Source organism: Janthinobacterium sp. GW822-FHT07H10, assembly GCF_058798675.1.
In genome coordinates this window covers 491,688-507,166 of record NZ_JBXAKS010000002.1, presented here as the reverse complement: position 1 = coordinate 507,166, position 15,479 = coordinate 491,688, and the positions used below count along the sequence as shown (strand labels likewise).

The 15,479-nt window shown below is 67.4% G+C and carries 14 protein-coding genes; 11 read left to right on the top strand and 3 right to left on the bottom strand.

The annotated features are described in order from the left end of the window. Positions 1-143 precede the first annotated feature (143 nt). From AC1RDJ_RS06400 to AC1RDJ_RS06355, 10 genes are all read left to right on the top strand, one after another. Entirely contained in the window at positions 144-740 is a 597-nt protein-coding gene (locus AC1RDJ_RS06400; RefSeq protein ID WP_493026976.1) for a sigma-70 family RNA polymerase sigma factor, read from the top strand. After that, positions 737-1,384 carry an NrsF family protein gene (locus tag AC1RDJ_RS06395; RefSeq protein WP_493026975.1) on the top strand — a complete coding sequence of 216 codons (648 nt, stop codon included), beginning with the start codon at positions 737-739 and terminating at the stop codon, positions 1,382-1,384. Before AC1RDJ_RS06400 ends, AC1RDJ_RS06395 begins: the two co-directional genes overlap by 4 nt. A 119-nt stretch (positions 1,385-1,503) precedes the next feature. After that, positions 1,504-3,003 carry a DUF4331 domain-containing protein gene (locus AC1RDJ_RS06390; RefSeq protein WP_493026974.1) on the top strand — a complete coding sequence of 500 codons (1,500 nt, stop codon included), beginning with the start codon at positions 1,504-1,506 and terminating at the stop codon, positions 3,001-3,003. Positions 3,004-3,015: 12 nt separating this feature from the next. After that, complete coding sequence (locus tag AC1RDJ_RS06385) at positions 3,016-3,255, top strand: hypothetical protein (RefSeq protein WP_071323447.1); 240 nt, start codon at positions 3,016-3,018, stop codon at positions 3,253-3,255. 87 nt (positions 3,256-3,342) lie between these two features. Further along, positions 3,343-4,554, top strand: a complete 1,212-nt coding sequence (locus tag AC1RDJ_RS06380) for a tetratricopeptide repeat protein (protein ID WP_493026973.1) — start codon at positions 3,343-3,345, stop codon at positions 4,552-4,554. Beyond that, positions 4,551-5,672 (top strand): HupE/UreJ family protein, encoded by a 1,122-nt coding sequence (locus AC1RDJ_RS06375; RefSeq protein WP_493026972.1) that lies wholly within the window; start codon positions 4,551-4,553, stop codon positions 5,670-5,672. Before AC1RDJ_RS06380 ends, AC1RDJ_RS06375 begins: the two co-directional genes overlap by 4 nt. Before the next feature lie 118 nt (positions 5,673-5,790). Continuing rightward, complete coding sequence (locus AC1RDJ_RS06370) at positions 5,791-6,300, top strand: sigma-70 family RNA polymerase sigma factor (RefSeq protein WP_493026971.1); 510 nt, start codon at positions 5,791-5,793, stop codon at positions 6,298-6,300. Further along, a complete protein-coding gene (locus tag AC1RDJ_RS06365) occupies positions 6,297-7,283 on the top strand; it encodes a FecR domain-containing protein (RefSeq protein WP_493026970.1) in 987 nt (328 codons plus the stop codon). Before AC1RDJ_RS06370 ends, AC1RDJ_RS06365 begins: the two co-directional genes overlap by 4 nt. A gap of 104 nt (positions 7,284-7,387) precedes the next feature. Next, the gene (locus tag AC1RDJ_RS06360) at positions 7,388-9,862 is read left to right on the top strand and encodes a TonB-dependent siderophore receptor (RefSeq protein ID WP_493026969.1); all 2,475 of its coding nucleotides are present in this window, start codon (positions 7,388-7,390) and stop codon (positions 9,860-9,862) included. After that, complete coding sequence (locus AC1RDJ_RS06355; RefSeq protein WP_493026968.1) at positions 9,862-11,088, top strand: PepSY-associated TM helix domain-containing protein; 1,227 nt, start codon at positions 9,862-9,864, stop codon at positions 11,086-11,088. Before AC1RDJ_RS06360 ends, AC1RDJ_RS06355 begins: the two co-directional genes overlap by 1 nt. Here AC1RDJ_RS06355 and AC1RDJ_RS06350 read toward each other — a convergent pair. Both AC1RDJ_RS06350 and AC1RDJ_RS06345 read right to left on the bottom strand, forming a co-directional pair. Beyond that, positions 11,072-11,617 carry an RNA 2'-phosphotransferase gene (locus tag AC1RDJ_RS06350; RefSeq protein WP_071323442.1) on the bottom strand — a complete coding sequence of 182 codons (546 nt, stop codon included), beginning with the start codon at positions 11,615-11,617 and terminating at the stop codon, positions 11,072-11,074. The two genes, AC1RDJ_RS06355 and AC1RDJ_RS06350, sit on opposite strands and share 17 nt — an antisense overlap. A 66-nt stretch (positions 11,618-11,683) precedes the next feature. Further along, positions 11,684-13,738, bottom strand: a complete 2,055-nt coding sequence (locus AC1RDJ_RS06345) for a TonB-dependent receptor (protein WP_493026967.1) — start codon at positions 13,736-13,738, stop codon at positions 11,684-11,686. A 149-nt stretch (positions 13,739-13,887) separates the two neighbouring features. Between AC1RDJ_RS06345 and AC1RDJ_RS06340 the strand changes: the two genes are divergently transcribed. Further along, positions 13,888-15,093 carry a response regulator gene (locus tag AC1RDJ_RS06340; protein WP_493026966.1) on the top strand — a complete coding sequence of 402 codons (1,206 nt, stop codon included), beginning with the start codon at positions 13,888-13,890 and terminating at the stop codon, positions 15,091-15,093. Between the two features lie 4 nt (positions 15,094-15,097). Here the strand turns inward: AC1RDJ_RS06340 and AC1RDJ_RS06335 are convergent, their stop codons facing one another. Further along, positions 15,098-15,478, bottom strand: coding sequence for an immunity 22 family protein (locus tag AC1RDJ_RS06335; RefSeq protein ID WP_493026964.1), 381 nt, complete (start codon positions 15,476-15,478; stop codon positions 15,098-15,100). Between the last annotated feature and the right edge of the window lies 1 nt (position 15,479).

Genomic DNA, 15,479 nt, shown 5'->3' with positions numbered 1-15,479 from the left:
GAATTAAGAAACGTTGAATGAAGAAACGTTGAATGAAGAAGCGTGCTTGCCAGTCAATTCGCCGCGCGATACGGATTGGTTACAGCCGCTGCCAAAAATAATCCGGGATTTATTTTTTTCAATGCCTGTCACCAAAGGCCCGCATGCAACGAATACCTGTAAGCGAACACCTGCATGGCACGGAATTGCGGCTGCACGGCTTGATGCTGCGCGGGCTCGATGGCGATGCGGCGGCCTACCGCAGTTTTTTGCAGGCAACGAGCCAGCATTTGCGCGCATTCCTGCGGCGGCGCCTGCAGCGCTGGCCGGACGAAGTGGAAGACCTGGTGCAGGAGTGTTTGCTGGCCATTCACAACCAGCGCCTGACCTACGATACGGGGGTGCCGCTGACGTCGTGGATCCATGCGATCGCGCGCTATAAATTGATCGACTGGCTGCGCCGGCATGCGCGGCGCGAGGCGCAGCACTTGCCGTATGACGAGGAGGATGGTGCGCAGGAACTGTTTTCCAGCGCCGACGCCGACGCTGCCGAGGCCAGCCGCGACCTGGGTAAATTACTGGCCGGCTTGCCGGCGCAGCAGCGCGACGCCATCGTGCATACCAAGCTCGACGGTTGGTCCGTGCGCGACACGGCGGCCGCCATGCAGATTTCGGAAGCCAGCGTCAAGGTGGCCGTGCACCGCGGCTTGAAGGCGCTGGCGGCCCATTTAAGAACAGGCAATGAGGGAAACGCACCATGAAAACCGATGACTTGATCGCCATGCTGGCCAGCGGCCCCGACGTGGCAGCCGCGCCACCGCCGGGCGCGCACTGGCGCGCCGCCGCCACGCTGGGCGCCGGAGTACTGGCCAGCGTGGCGCTGATGGCCATGCTGCTGGGCGTGCGCCCCAACCTGGAACAGCTGGCCCTGCTGCCCGACTTCTGGATCAAGGTCGGTTTCGTCATCTGCCTCTCCCTGGCAGCCTGGCATGTCAGCCGCCGCCTCTGCATGCCGGGGGCGGCCACCCGCGCCCTGCCCCTGCTGATCGCCGTGCCCGTGCTCCTGATGTGGGCGCTGGGTGCCATCACCGTCAATGAAGCGCCGCCAGAGCAGCGTGCCGAGCTGTTCTGGGGCGCCACCTGGCGCAGCTGCCCCCTGCTGATCGCCATGCTGTCCCTGCCCCTCCTGGCCGCCGTGCTGCGCCTGATGCGCGAGCTGGCGCCCACGCGCCTGCGCCTGGCGGGCGCGGGCGCCGGGTTTGCCGCCGGCGCCATGGCGGCCCTCGTCTACTGCCTGCATTGCCCGGAGCTGGCCGCCAGCTTCGTCGGTTTCTGGTATGTGCTGGGCATGCTGGTGCCGACCGCCATCGGCGCCGCCATCGGGCCGAAAGTGCTGGCCTGGTAAGCCCCTGGCGGCCCTGGCCAAAGAATTGAATCCGTTTTCTCCCACCGTGCGTACAAGTCAGGCAGCCTGCAGTTTTTTGGACTTGTTGGTCAACGTACATAAAAATCGGGAGAATCGAAATGTCTTTGTCACACTCGAAAACCGCCCTCGGCGCCGCCCTTCTGGGCAACCTGCTGGCGCTGGCCCTGGCGCCAGCCGCCTACGCTTCCAGCCACCGCGAAGCGCCATTCATCACGCAAAACCCCAAGGTCGACGCCACCGACTTCTATATGTTCCGCAGCTATGAGGCCGGCCGCGGCGCCTACACCACGCTGGTGGCCGACTATATCCCCCTGCAGGACGCGTATGGCGGCCCCAACTACTTCGCCATGGATCCCAACGCCCTGTACGAAATCCATATCGACAACAATGGCGACGGCAAGGAAGACCTCACCTTCCAGTTCCGCTTCACCAACACCATCAAGGATGGCCAGTTCACCGTGGGCGGCAAGAAAGTGTCGATTCCGCTGGTCATCAACGGCGGCGCCATCGATTCCGTCAATCCGGCCGGCCTGAACGTGCGCGAAACGTACAGCGTGACCGTGGTGCGCGGCGACCGGCGCACGGGCACGAGAAGCGCCGTCACCAACGCCAGCGGCGGCGGCACGACGTTCGACAAGCCCGTCGACAATATCGGCAACAAGGCCATCCCCAACTACGCCGCCTATGCGGCGCAGCATGTGTACGCCGTCAACATTCCCGGCTGCGCCGCGCCGGCGCGCCTGTTCGTCGGCCAGCGCAAGGACCCGTTCGTGGTCAACCTGGGCGAAACCTTCGACTTGATCAATATCAAGGCGCCCGCCACGGAATTCGCCGCAAATGCGGAGTCGGCAGCCAAGGATGACCTGGCGCGCAAGAACGTCACGGCCATCGAGATGGAAGTGCCGACCTCCTGCCTGACGGCCGGCAGCGACCCCGTCATCGGCGGCTGGACCACGGCCAGCCTGCGCCAGGGCCGTTTGCTGAACCCCGCGCCCGGGACCACCACCACGGCGTCGAAGGAAGGCGGCGCCTGGGTGCAGGTGTCGCGCCTGGGCATGCCGCTGGTAAATGAACTGGTGATCGGCCTGAAGGACAAGGACCGTTTCAACGCCAGCAAGCCGTCGGGCGATGCGCAATTCGCCGACTACGTCACCAACCCGACGGCACCGGCGCTGGTGGAAGTGCTGTTCGGCTCGGCCGGCGCCAAGGCGCCCACCAACTTTCCCCGCAATGACCTGGTGGCTACTTTCCTGACCGGCATCAAGGGCGTGAACCAGCCCGTGACGGTGGTCGCCTCTGAAATGCTGCGCCTGAACACGTCGATCGCGGCCACCAATGTGGGTGCGCAAAACCGCCTCGGCGTCATCGGCGGCGACAATGCGGGCTTCCCGAATGGCCGCCGCCCTGGCGACGACGTGGTCGACGTGGTGCTGCGCGTGGCCATGGGCAAGCTGTGCACGCTCAATATCGGCTGCGTCCCCGGCGATGCGCCTGCCGGCGGCCTGCACTTCACGGATGGCGCCTTCCTCGACGAAACCGCGTTCACGGCAGGTTTCCCCTACCTGAAAAATCCCGTGGCCGGTTCGCCGCAGCTGTAATAGGAGAATGCGATGAAAAAGCTCTATGCATGCGGCGCCCTGGCGCTCACGGCCCTGCTGGCCGGCTGCGGTGGCGGCGGCAGCAGCAGTGGCGACAATGGCGGCACCACGCCGCCGCCCGTGGTCCTGCTCGACGCCTTCTATGTGGCCGTCAGCAATGTCATTGCGACCACCAGCGATGACAAGGACGGCGTCGCCATCGACGCCATCATGGCGACGTCTCCGGAAAATACGGAACCGGTGCCGCTGTAACGCGCAGTAACTGGGTGCGGGTGCCGGAGACAGCGTTCTCCGGCGCCCCGCCCTTGCCGCCCTACTCCACCGTCGATGGCGTCCACGATGAAAATACCAATTTCCCTGCTGTGCGCCTGCCTGCCGCTGCTGGCATGGGCCGCGCCCTACACGCCGAAAGACGGCAGCGCCGTCATCGAACAGCTGCCGCGCCGCGCCGACGCCACGCAGCTGGCCCTGCGCGGCCTGCGCCAGCAACTCACGGCCACGCCGCAAGACCTGGCGCTGGCCACCAGCCTGGCGCAGCGCTATATTGCGCTGGCGCGCAGCGAGACGGATCCGCGCTACCTGGGCTACGCACAGGCGGCGCTGGCGCCGTGGTGGCGGCAGGCGGCGCCGCCCCTGCCCGTGCGCCTGCTGCGCGCCACCATCTTGCAAAGCACCCACCAGTTCGCTCCCGCCCTGCAAGACCTCGACGCCATCATCGCGCAGGAACCGGGCAATGGCCAGGCCTGGCTGACGCGCGCCACCGTGCTCACCGTGCAGGGCGACTATGCCCGGGCGACGGCGGCCTGCGCGCGCCTGTCGGCGCTCGCCAGCCAGCTCGTTACCGTCAGCTGCATCGCCAATATCGCCAGCGTCACGGGCCGCGCCGCCGGCAGCGAGCGCCTGCTGGACCTGACCCTGCAGAGAAGCGCCGGCGTGGCGCCCGAGCTGGAAGGCTGGGCCTTGACCCTGCTGGCGGAAATGGCCACGCGGCGCGGCGAAGCGGCGCTGGCCGAAAGCCGCTACAGGACAGCGCTGGCGCGGCAGCCGCGCGACAGCTACCTGCTGGGCGCCTACGCGGATTTCCTGCTCGACCGGCAGCGCCCGCAGGAAGTCGTCAAGCTGCTCAAAGAGCAGCAGCGCATCGACGCCCTGCTGCTGCGGTACGCGCTGGCCCTGCAGGCGCTGCCCGGCCAGCAAGCGGCATTCCTGGCGGCAAAAGCGGAACTGGCGGCCCGTTTCCACGCCGCCCTGCAGCGCGGCGACACCGTGCACCAGCGCGAGCAGGCCCGTTTCGCCCTGTTCCTGCAGCAGGATGTGCCGGCCGCCCTGCGGCTGGCGCAGAAAAACTGGGCCATCCAGAAGGAAGTGCCGGACATGCGCATCCTGCTGGAAGCGGCGCTGGCCGCCCGCAACTACGCGGCCGCGCAACCGGTGCTGGCCTGGATCGCCGCCAATGGCGTGGAAGACGTGGTCCTGCAGGCGCTGGTCAAACGGCTGGGGCCGCAGGATGGCCAGAAGCTCAGCGCCGCCAGGAAGGCAGGTGCGCTGTGAAACGGTGTTTGTTCGCCCTGTTTTTACTCTGCGCCTGGCTCGCTCCCGCGCAAGCCCACAAGCCCAGCGACAGCTATCTGAGCCTGGCCGTGCACGGCCAGCGGATCGAAGGGCAATGGGATATCGCCCTGCGCGACCTCGATTTCGCCATCGGCCTCGACGGCAATGGCGACGGCGCGCTGACGTGGGACGAAATCCGCGTCCGCCACGACGCCATCGCCGCCTATGCCCTGCAGCGCCTGCAGCTGGCCAGCGACCACGGCGCCTGCCCGCTGCAGGCGGTCGAACAGCTGATCGACCGCCACACGGACGGCGCCTACAGCGTGCTGCGCTTTACGGCCAGCTGCCCCGGCGGCGCGCCGACGGCCTTACACATCGGCTACACCCTGTTCGCCGACCTCGATCCGCAGCACAAGGGCCTGCTCAAGATCGATCACGGCGGCGTCACGCAGACGGCCATCTTCGACCCGGACAACCCGCGCCAGACCATCTCGCTGGCGACGCCCGACCGCCTGGCGCAGTTCGGCGCCTATGTGAAGCACGGCATCTGGCATATCTGGATCGGCTACGACCATATTTTATTTCTGCTCTCGCTGCTGCTGCCGGCCGTGCTGCTGCCTGGCCGGCGCGACGAACAGCAAGGCTTGCAGGCGGCCTTTTATGACGTGCTGAAAGTCGTCACGGCCTTCACGCTGGCCCATTCCATCACCTTGAGCCTGGCCAGCCTGTCGCTCGTCTCGCTGCCGTCGCGCTGGGTCGAGTCGGCCATCGCCGCTTCCGTCATCCTGGCGGCGCTGAACAATCTGCTGCCTTTGTTCCGCGGAAAGCGCCCCGTGGCCGCCTTCGCCTTTGGCCTGATCCACGGCTTCGGCTTCGCCAGCGTGTTGCGCGACCTGGGCTTGCCGCAGGGCGCATTGCTGGCCAGCCTGCTGGGCTTTAACGTGGGCGTGGAAATAGGCCAGCTGGCCATCGTCGCCGCCTTCCTGCCCGTCGCCTGGCTGCTGCGCAAGACTTGGTTGTACCGGCAGGTGCTGACCGTGGGCTCGCTGGCCATCGCGCTGGTGGCCGCTGTCTGGCTGGTGGAGCGGGTCGCCGATATCAAGCTGATCACGGCCTGAAAGCGTTGCTGGCTTGCCACTGCCTGAGCACAGGGCCTGACAATCGGGCTACAATACGAACAATTCTCAATCGCATCAAGGCCTGACCGTCCAGCGGAGCATGGCATGGAAAGGTTGCATGCTACGTCCCGAACTGGAACTGCACCGGCAAATCGAAGTGCTCTACAGCGACCACCACGGCTGGCTGCAGGGCTGGCTGCGCCGCAAGCTGGGCAACGCCTTCGATGCGGCCGACCTGGCGCACGACACGTATTTGCGCATTCTCGCGCGCGGCCGCGCGCCGGCGCCCGTGGAATCGCGCCAGCACCTGGCGCAGATCGCCAACGGCCTCGTGGTCGACCTGTTCCGCCGCCGGCATATCGAGGCGGCCTACGCGGACGCCATCGCCGCGCAGCCGGAAGCGGCCGCGCCGACGCCGGAAACGCGCGCGCTGATCGTCGAGGCGCTGATGGAAATCGACGCCATCCTGGCCGGCCTGCCGCAGAAGGTGCGCGACGCCTTTTTGCTGTGCAAGCTCGAAGGCCTGGCCTATGCCGACATCGCCGCGCGCCTGGACGTATCCGTCTCGTCGGTGGAAAAATACATCGCCCGCGCCCTGCTGGCCTGCTGCGCGGCGCAATTCACATGAGCCCCCCCTTGGACAGTCCACCGATTGCCCCGGCCGTGCTGCAGCGCGCCGCCGAATGGATGGCGCGGCTGTGGGCGGAAGACGCCAGCGCGGCCGATGCCGACGCCTGCGCCGCCTGGCGCGCCGCCCATCCTGAGCACGAGCGGGCCTGGACCCGGCTGCAGCGCTTTGCCCGGCAATTCGACGCCCTGCCGCGCGAGGTGGCGCGCGGCGCACTGGCGCCGCCCCAGCGCCAGGCCGCCGGCCGCCGGCGCGCCTTGCAGCTATTGGGCCTGATCGCGGCCGGCGGCGGCACGGCGCTGCTGGCGCACGAATCGGACCTGTGGCGGCGCGCCGCCAGCGACTACCGCACGGCTGTGGGCGAGACGCGCGCCATCGTGCTGGCCGACGGCACGCAGCTGGTGCTCGACACGGCCAGCGCCATCGACGTCGCATACAGCACCGGCGAACGGCGCATCGTGCTGCGCGCCGGCGCCATCCTCGTCACCACCGCCCACGAAACGGCGCCTGTCTACCGCCCGCTGCTGGTCGCAACGCCGCAGGGCACGGCGACGGCGCTGGGCACGCGCTTCTCCGTGCGCCTCGATGGCGGCGCCAGCACGGTGGCCGTCTTCCAGGGCGCCGTGGCGCTGCAGCCGGCGCAGGACGGCGCCGGATCCGTGCGCCTGCGGGCGGGCCAGCGCGCCGGCTACTCGCGCCTGGCCGTGCAGGGCATCGGCAGCGTCGAGGACAGCGCCGCCGCCTGGGCGCACGGCAGCCTGGTGGCCGAGCGCATGCCCCTGGGCGAACTGCTGGCCGAACTGGGACGCTACCGCCACGGCGTGCTGCGCTGCGACGCGCGCATCGCCGGGCTGCGCGTGACCGGCGTGTACTCGCTGCGCGACACGGACCGCTCGCTGGCCAACCTGGCCCTGAGCCTGCCCGTGCAGCTGGTCTACCGCACGCGTTACTGGGTCAGCGTGGCCCCCCGTTTCGCCGCTTGAAAAATAAAGTCAGAATAAGTGCAAAAAACGTTGAGGGTTTTGGCGGCTCGTACGGAATACGGGAAGAACCATTTTTTTCCTTCCACTTTCCAAGGATCTGCACCATGCCTCATCGCTCGACCGCGCCCACCCGCCACCTGCGCCCGTTTCCCATCGCCGCCGCCATCCAGGCCCTGTTCCTGGCCGGTGCCGCCGTGGGCGTCCTGGCCGTCACCGCGCCTGCAGCCCAGGCTCAGACGGCGGACAACACGCAGGCGCAGCGCCAGTACGCGATTCCCGCCGGCTCCCTCGAGCGCGCGCTGACCACGTTCGCCAGCGCGGCCGGCGTGGAACTGTCGGCCGACGCGTCGCTCCTGCAGGGCAAGCGCAGCGGCGGGCTGACGGGCAGCTACACGGTGCGCCAGGGCTTCGAGGAACTGCTGCGCGGCCAGGGCCTGCGCCTCGTGGCGGGCGCCGACGGCGCATATGCGCTACGGGCCGAAGCCGCAGTGACGCAAGCGCAGGCAGGCGCGCAGGCACAAGCCAGCGCCACCCTGCCCGCCATCACCATCAATGCCAGCAGCGAGCGCGAAACGGCCACCGGTCCCGTGCGCGGCTATGTGGCGCGGCGCGCCGCCTCGGCCACCAAGACGGATACGGCCTTGAATGAAAATCCGCAATCCGTGTCCGTCGTCACGGCCGACGAAATCAGCGACCGCAACGCCGAATCGCTCGATGAAACCCTGCGCTACACGGCCGGCGTGACGCCGAACCAGCGCCCGCTGGGCAGCGACGATTCCTCGCTGCTGCGCGGCTTCACCATCGAAACGACGGGCATTTTGCAGGACGGCTTGCGCAATTCGGGCCGCACCTTTGGCGCCTCCATCGAGCCGTATGGCCTGGAGCGCCTGGAAGTGCTGCGCGGCCCCGCTTCCGTGCTGTACGGGCAGATTCCGCCCGGCGGCATGGTCAACGCCGTCAGCAAGCGCCCCAGCGTGGACGCGGTGCGCGAAGTGGGCATGGAATACGGCAGCTACCAGCGTCGCCAGCTGAAGGCCGACGTGGGCGGCGCGCTCGACGCGCAAGGCGCATGGACCTGGCGCGTCGTCATGCTGGGCCGCGAAGCGCACACGCGGCTGGACCGCGACCGCGACAACCGCCTGTATGTCGCCCCTTCGCTGACGTGGCAAGCGGGTCCGGATACGCGTTTGACCCTGCTGGCGCGCTACGAGCAGGACAACCAGCAGTACGCGTTTCCCAACCAGCTGCTGGTGCCGGGCCCGCGCGGCCAGGTCGATCCCCGCGTCAACCTGATGGGCGACGACAACCGCTTCAAGCGCCGCAACACCATGCTGGGCTACGAGTTCGAGCACACATGGAACGATACCTGGTCGCTGCGCCAGAATCTGCGCTACACGCGCCTGAACAACGACCGCACGGACATGTTCCCCGGCGGCGTGAACGACGACGGCACGGTGGAGCGCTATTTCTGGCCCGTCGACACGGAATCGCGCAGCCTGTTCGCCGACACGCAGCTGCAGGCGCGGTTTGCCACGGGCGGCCTGACGCACCAGGTGCTGCTGGGCGTCGACTACGCGAACATCCGCAACACGGACGACTACCGCTACCAGAAGGGTTTCGTCGAACCGCTCGACCTGTACCATCCCGTGTATGGCAAGCAGCCGCTGGTGCCGGCCAAGGCGCCCACGCGCGCCGACGCCCCGTCGCGCCAGCTGGGCCTGTACGCGCAGGATCAATTGAAATGGGAGCGCTGGGTCGTGACGGCAGGCCTGCGCCGCGACAAGGCCACGCAATCGCGCGACGTCATCGACCTGGCCAGCGGCGCCGTCAAACCCGATTACCACCAGTCGCCATCGGCCACCACGGGCCGCCTGGGCGCCGTCTACCTGTTCGACGGCGGCTGGGCGCCGTATGTCAGCTACGCCACCTCGTTTTCGCCCGAACTGGGCACGATGGCGGGCGGCGGCGCGTTAAAGCCGTCGCGCGGCAAGCAGCTGGAAGCGGGCGTGCGCTACGAACCCGTGGGCCGGCGCGCCAGCTATACGGCCGCCGTGTTCGACCTGGTGCGCGACAATGTCTCGACGTCCGACATCGCCAATCCTGGCCACTTGCTGCAGACGGGGCAAGTCAAGGCGCGCGGCGTGGAACTGGAAGCGCGCACGGAGTTCGCCAGCCGTTTGAGCCTGATCGCCCAGTACACCTACCTCGATACGGAAGTAACGAAGAGCAATAACGGCGACCTGGGCCTGCAACAGCCGGGCGCGCCGCGCCATAGCGCCTCGGCCTGGGCGCGCCAGTCGTTCAACGTGGCCGGGACCCTGCCCGCGCATGCGGCGCTGGGCATGCGCTTCCTCGGCGCCATGCGCTCCAATTCGGACGGCGACAACCTGAATCTCCGCAACGGCGGCATCACGCAGTGGGATGCGGCGCTGGGCATGTCGCGCGGACCTTGGCAGTTTTCCCTCAACGTCAACAACCTGTTCAACAAGCAGGCGCTGTATGACTGCGGCTACCTGCCGAACCTGTGCTACCGCAGCGCCGAACGCACGGCCAACGTCAGCGCCATGTACCGCTTCTGATGCCATCGCTGCAGATGCGGCCCGCACTGGCGGCCATGCACCGCTACGCCGGCCTGCTGATGGCCGGCTTCCTGATCGTGGCAGGCGTCACGGGCAGCGCGCTGGCGTGGAAGGATGAACTGGAGGCGGCGATGCTGCCCGCCGTGTTCCGCGTGGCGCCGCCCGCGCCTGGCGCGGTGCCGCTCGACGCCCTGCTGCTGCGCGAACGGGTGGCCGCGCGCTTCCCGCAGGCGCAGGTGAGCTACGCGCCGCTGTCGGCGCCGCCCGGCCACAGCATGCAGTTCTACCTGCGCCCGGCGGGCCAGACGCCGCTGGCCAGCGACGAAGTGTTCGTCGATCCGTACACGGGCGCCGTGCTGGGCCAGCGCCGGTGGGGCGACATCGGCCAGGGCGCCATCAACCTGCTGCCCTTCATCGAGCGCCTGCACTACGCGCTGGCGCTGGGCGACACGGGCTTGCTGGTGTTTGGCCTGATCGCCGTGCTATGGACGGTCGACTGCTTCATCGGCGCCGCCCTGACCTTCCCCACGCGCCTGAAAAAACGGGGGCCGGACACGAAAGCCTGGCTGCTGCGCTGGCGTCCTTCATGGCTGCTGCGCCGCCATGGCGGCAGCTATAAACTGGTGTTCGACCTGCATCGCGCGGGCGGCCTGTGGCTGTGGGCCATGCTGCTGGTGTTTGCCTGGAGCGGCGTCGCCTTCAACCTGTACGGCGTATATGCGGCCGTGATGCAGCCGCTGTTCCCGCACCAGGGCGCCGAGGAAGTGGTGGCGCGGCACACGCCTTCGCCCGCGCCGCACCTGGACTGGCCGGCCGCGCGCGCGCAGGGCCGCCAGCTGATGAACGAGCTGGCGCGCCGGCACGCATTTAGCATCATCGAGGAAAACGCGCTGGCGTACGAGCGCGCACTGGGTGTGTACAGCTACCACGTGCGCAGCAGCCGCGACGTGCGCGCCCACAAGGGCCTCACCACCGTCTTTTTCGATGCGGCCAGCGGCCAACAGCTGGCCACCTGGCTGCCCACGGGTGCGGCCAGCGGCGACACCATCCGCAGCTGGATCAGCGCCCTGCACATGGCCTCGATGTGGGGCTGGCCCTTCAAGCTGTTCATCTGCGCCATGGGTGTGCTGGTGGCGACCCTCAGCATCACGGGTGTGCTGATCTGGCGCCGCAAGCGCCAGGGCCAGGCCAGGGCAAACCTGCCGCGCTTCAGGGGAAACCGATGAACGCCGCCGGCACGGCGTCCGTCAGCCACACGCCATTGGCCGACACATAAAACACGTGGCCCCGGGCCTGCATGGCGGCTGCGTCCACCGTCAGCACGACGGGCTTGCCATGGCGCGCGCCCACGGCCACGGCCGTTTCGCGGTGGGCAGACAGGTGCACATGGTTGCGCGACCCGGCCAGCAGGCCGGCCGCGCGTATTGCCTCGACAAAGCGGCTGGCCGTGCCGTGGTACAGCATGGCGGGCGGCGCGGCCGGCGGCAAGCCGATATCGACGGCGGCCAAGGAGTGCCCCTGGTTGGCGCGGATGCGCAAGCCATCGGCACTGATGGCGTAGCGTGTCTTGCTGTCGCGCGCCACCACGTCATCCAATTGGTCACGCGAAAGGCGGCGGCCATGCCGGGCCGCCTGCGCCAGCAGCTGGCCGATGTCGGCCCAGCCCTGGGCATCGAGCGCGAGGCCGATTTTTTCAGGCGCGTGGCGCAGGATAAGGGAAAGGAATTTGCTGGTGTGTACTAAATTATCGGTCATTCAATCTTGTTATTATGGGTCAATGCAGGCGCCCACAGCGGGCGCCATGGCCGCAGTCTACGCCTGTTAAAACGCATATGACAAGGTCAGGCGCGCAGAACGCGGTTCCACGGGATGGAAATGCCGGTCGTTCACCCCATCTTGCGCCTCGCCGGGCAGGCGCGACGCGTAGTAGTAATCGATGTCGCTGGCGCGCCTGTCGAACAGGTTGAAGACGTCGAGCGACAGCCGCGTCCTGCGGTTGAGCTGATACGCCAGGCGCGCATACGCCAGTGTCGTCGAGGCGGAGCGCACGCTACTGTCCTCGATCAAGGGACGGGGGCCGAAGTAGCGTAGCTGGAAGGCGCCCGACCACGGGCCCTGGTCCGTCACCGTCATGCCGAACGAGGCCACCTTGCCGATGGCGCCGGGGATATGCTTGCCGGCCGGGTCATTCTGCGTGTAGCGCGATCGAGAAGCGGCCAGGTCGAGGTCGAACAGCAGCCAGGGCGCGGCAATGTAATGGTTGTTCCACTCGATGCCGTGGCGGCGGCTGGCGCGGCTCGCCTCCGTTGCGCCCGCGTCGCCGACGAACAGCAGTTCCGAATCGATGTCGAGGCGCCACAGCGCCAGCGAGCTTTGCAGGCCCGGCAACCACTCCGTGCGCGCGCCCAGCTCCATGCCTTTGGTCGGCACCAGCGGCGTGACGGGCGTGGCGGCCTCGCCGTTGGGCAAGCGCGTCTGCGTCGTGCCGCGTGCATCGTTGCTGTGGAAGCCCTTGCCGTAATTGACGAAAAACTCCGTCTTGCTCCACGGGCCGAATATCAAGGACAGTTTCGGCGACACCACATGGTCGCGCGCCGTGCCGCTGTTGCCGTCGATGCTGCTATCGACCTTGAAACGGTAGGCGTCATAGCGCAAGCCCGCCACCGAGCGCAGCCACGGCAGCCATTGCACCGTGTTTTCGCCGTACAGGCCAAGGCTGGCCTCGCGCACGCGGTCTTCGCGCACCGTGCTTTGCCGGATGCGCTCCACCGTGTCATACAGGCCCACGGGCGACAGGCGGTCGAAACGCCCCTGCACGCCAACCTTGTTGCGCATAGACAATCCTGCCAACTGCGTGTTCCAGCTTTCGCTGGCGTTCACGCCCACCACCGTGCGCCGCTCGCTTTGCTGGAACTGGTCGCCCTGTTCCGGCTTGGCCAGGAAATACGTGAAATCGCTGTTCAGTTCCAGCTGCGAGCGGATCAGGTAGGCATCGAGTTCGAACAGGCGGTTTTGCGTGCGCTGGCGCATGGCGTAGGACAGGCTGTAGCGCGACGTGTCGCCACCGTCGCTGGGCGCCAGCGAGCCGAAGCGGCCGATCTGGCCCGCTTCCACGGCGCGCAGCGGCACCTGGTCGGTGGCGTTCCAGCTATTCCTGTAGGCCATGGCCGTCACGCTGTAGCCGTCATCCGCCGTGCCCTGGCTGTAGCGCAGCACGCCGCTGTATTTGCGCACGTTTTCCGGCACGTCCCAGGGACCGTTGTTGCGGTTCACCTCCATGCCGTACAGCAAGGTGCCCGGTCCCGCATCGAAGGAATCGGCAACGACGCCGCGCACATAGCCATGCTGGCCCACGGAGACGCTGGCCTGGCCTTGCGGCAATTTATCCGCCAGGCGGATGCGCGCCGCACCGGCCGAGGAAAAATCGCCCTCGCCGGCGAAATACGGCCCCTTCTTGTAGTCGATGCGCTGCACCAGTTCGGGAATGAGGAAATTGAGGTCGGAATAGCCCTGGCCATGCGCATGCGTGCGCATGTTGACGGGCATGCCGTCGACATGGGTAGCGAAATCCGTGCCATGGTCAAGATTGAAGCCGCGCAGGAAATACTGGTTGGCCTTGCCGTCGCCGCTGTGCTGGGTGACGATCAGCCCCGGCACGAATTCCAGCAACTCGCCCGTGCGCAAGGCGGGCCGGTTGACGATCAGTTCGCTGGTGATGACGCCCTGGCTGGCCGCATCCGAGGTGCCGACGGCGTTGTCGTAGTGGCCGGACACCCGCACGGTGCGCGCCTCGTCAACGGCTGTGGCGGCCGGGGCCGGGGCTGCGGCCGCCGCCCTGTTTGCCATCGACAGCAGCGCCAGCGCACAAGCTGCCATCCGTTTGCTTTTTATCAATCCCATCGCGCCCCCAGTTTTTATGATGTCAGTACAGGCCGCCGGCCGTGGCCGGCCTACCGCTTATATACGCGGCCATCGCCCGTCTGGATTCAGCGCTGGCGATATGGCCGACTTCGCAAGGAGTGCCCGTGGACCAGACCGATAACGCCAGCAAGCCGGCCAGGAACGTGCCTGCCAGCGTGCGCAAGCGCGACGTGCTGCCCTACATCCTGCTGTTCATCCTGCTGGCAGGCTTGCTGGCCGTGCTGGCCGGCGCCCTGCTGCCGCCCCATTACCAGGCCGTGCCGGCGTTGCTGTGGAGCCTGGGATTTTGCGTCAGCGGCATGCTGCTGGGCTTTTTATTCGGCATTCCACGCACCCTGCCGTCGGGCACCGTCAACATGGCGACACCCGATGAGCGGGCCGGCGGCAAGAGCCGCCCCACGGACGAGTCGCCAGCCGCGGCGGGCGATGCGGCCGCCAGCAACGCCAGCAACACCCTGTTCCTCGGCACGCCGACGCCGATGGAGATCAATTCGAACTTGGTGGAAGTGTCGGACTGGCTGACGAAAATCATCGTCGGCGTCGGCTTGATCGAACTCAAGAGCCTGCCCGCCAGCGCACGCAGCATGGCCGCCTTCATCGCGCCCAGCCTGGCCGTCGACACGGCCACGGCCATGGCGGTGGTCGGCGGCATCATGCTGTTTTTCTCCGTGCACGGTTTCCTCATCGGCTATTTGCTCACGCGCATCTACCTGTCCATCATGATCAAGCGCGCCGACAGTCTCGTGAAAAACGAGTCCGTGCGCCTGGAAAGCGGCAAGGAAATCGAAGTCACCGAGCTGAGCCGTTTGCAGCAAAAGTCGCTCGACGACATGCAGGAAGCCGTCACGCAGCTGCTGCTGGCCCATCCTCCCGATGGCGCCGCCGCCGTCACGGCCCTGGCCGGCATGCCGACGGCGCAAAAACCGTCCAGCCTGGTGCTGTGGCTGGACGACCACCCGCGCAACAACACCCTGCTGGTGGAACAGCTGGAACGGGAAAACATCAAGGTGGACCAGGCCGTCTCGACGCGGCAGGCGCTGGCCATGCTGCAACAGAAGCGCTATGCGCTATTCATCACGGACATGGCACGGGCCGAAAACGGCCGGCGCGTCAAGGATGCGGGCGTGCGCACGGTGCGCGAAGTGGGCCAGGTCCAGCCGGACCTGCCCATCATCGTGTATTGCAGCAAGGATACGGTCGCCAGCTATGGCGTGGAAGCGGAGGCGGCTGGCGCCCGCTTCATCACCACCTCGGGCACCAGCCTGCTGGCCAGCGTGAACAAGCTATTGCATGAGGAGCGCGAACGCTGAAGCGTCAAGCAATGACATAGGCATAGCTGCCCACGTAATGCAGCGAGCTGCGCTGTGGATGGGCGAGCTGGTTGGGCGCAAACACGCAGACGCTGGTGTCGGCCAGCACGCCCTGCGCATCGGCGTCCGCGCCAGCCCGCGCCAGCCAGCTGTCGCCATACGACACGCCATCGAGCAGCTGCGCCAGCGGCGCGGGCGCCGCCAGCATCGCGCTTTCAAGGCAGGCCGGCTCGTACTGCGTGAGCCCGGTTTCCAGGAAGAACGCCGACGGCACGGCGTCGCCATCTGCCGTGTACGTGGGCGCCAGGAAGGCTTGCAGCGCTTCCCAGCTGACGAAGCGCCCGCTGCAGGCAAACACGTGGACGATGGACTGGCTGCCGGACACG

Excerpts from the sequence above, each read along its gene's own strand:
- AC1RDJ_RS06360 (WP_493026969.1), top strand. The coding sequence starts at position 7,388 with ATGCCTCATCGCTCGACCGCGCCCACCCGCCACCTGCGCCCGTTTCCC.
- AC1RDJ_RS06350 (WP_071323442.1), bottom strand. The coding sequence starts at position 11,617 with ATGACCGATAATTTAGTACACACCAGCAAATTCCTTTCCCTTATCCTG.
- AC1RDJ_RS06395 (WP_493026975.1), top strand. The coding sequence starts at position 737 with ATGAAAACCGATGACTTGATCGCCATGCTGGCCAGCGGCCCCGACGTG.
- AC1RDJ_RS06370 (WP_493026971.1), top strand. The coding sequence starts at position 5,791 with ATGCTACGTCCCGAACTGGAACTGCACCGGCAAATCGAAGTGCTCTAC.
- AC1RDJ_RS06385 (WP_071323447.1), top strand. The coding sequence starts at position 3,016 with ATGAAAAAGCTCTATGCATGCGGCGCCCTGGCGCTCACGGCCCTGCTG.
- AC1RDJ_RS06345 (WP_493026967.1), bottom strand. The coding sequence starts at position 13,738 with ATGGCAGCTTGTGCGCTGGCGCTGCTGTCGATGGCAAACAGGGCGGCG.
- AC1RDJ_RS06400 (WP_493026976.1), top strand. The coding sequence starts at position 144 with ATGCAACGAATACCTGTAAGCGAACACCTGCATGGCACGGAATTGCGG.
- AC1RDJ_RS06355 (WP_493026968.1), top strand. The coding sequence starts at position 9,862 with ATGCCATCGCTGCAGATGCGGCCCGCACTGGCGGCCATGCACCGCTAC.
- AC1RDJ_RS06365 (WP_493026970.1), top strand. The coding sequence starts at position 6,297 with ATGAGCCCCCCCTTGGACAGTCCACCGATTGCCCCGGCCGTGCTGCAG.
- AC1RDJ_RS06380 (WP_493026973.1), top strand. The coding sequence starts at position 3,343 with ATGAAAATACCAATTTCCCTGCTGTGCGCCTGCCTGCCGCTGCTGGCA.
- AC1RDJ_RS06390 (WP_493026974.1), top strand. The coding sequence starts at position 1,504 with ATGTCTTTGTCACACTCGAAAACCGCCCTCGGCGCCGCCCTTCTGGGC.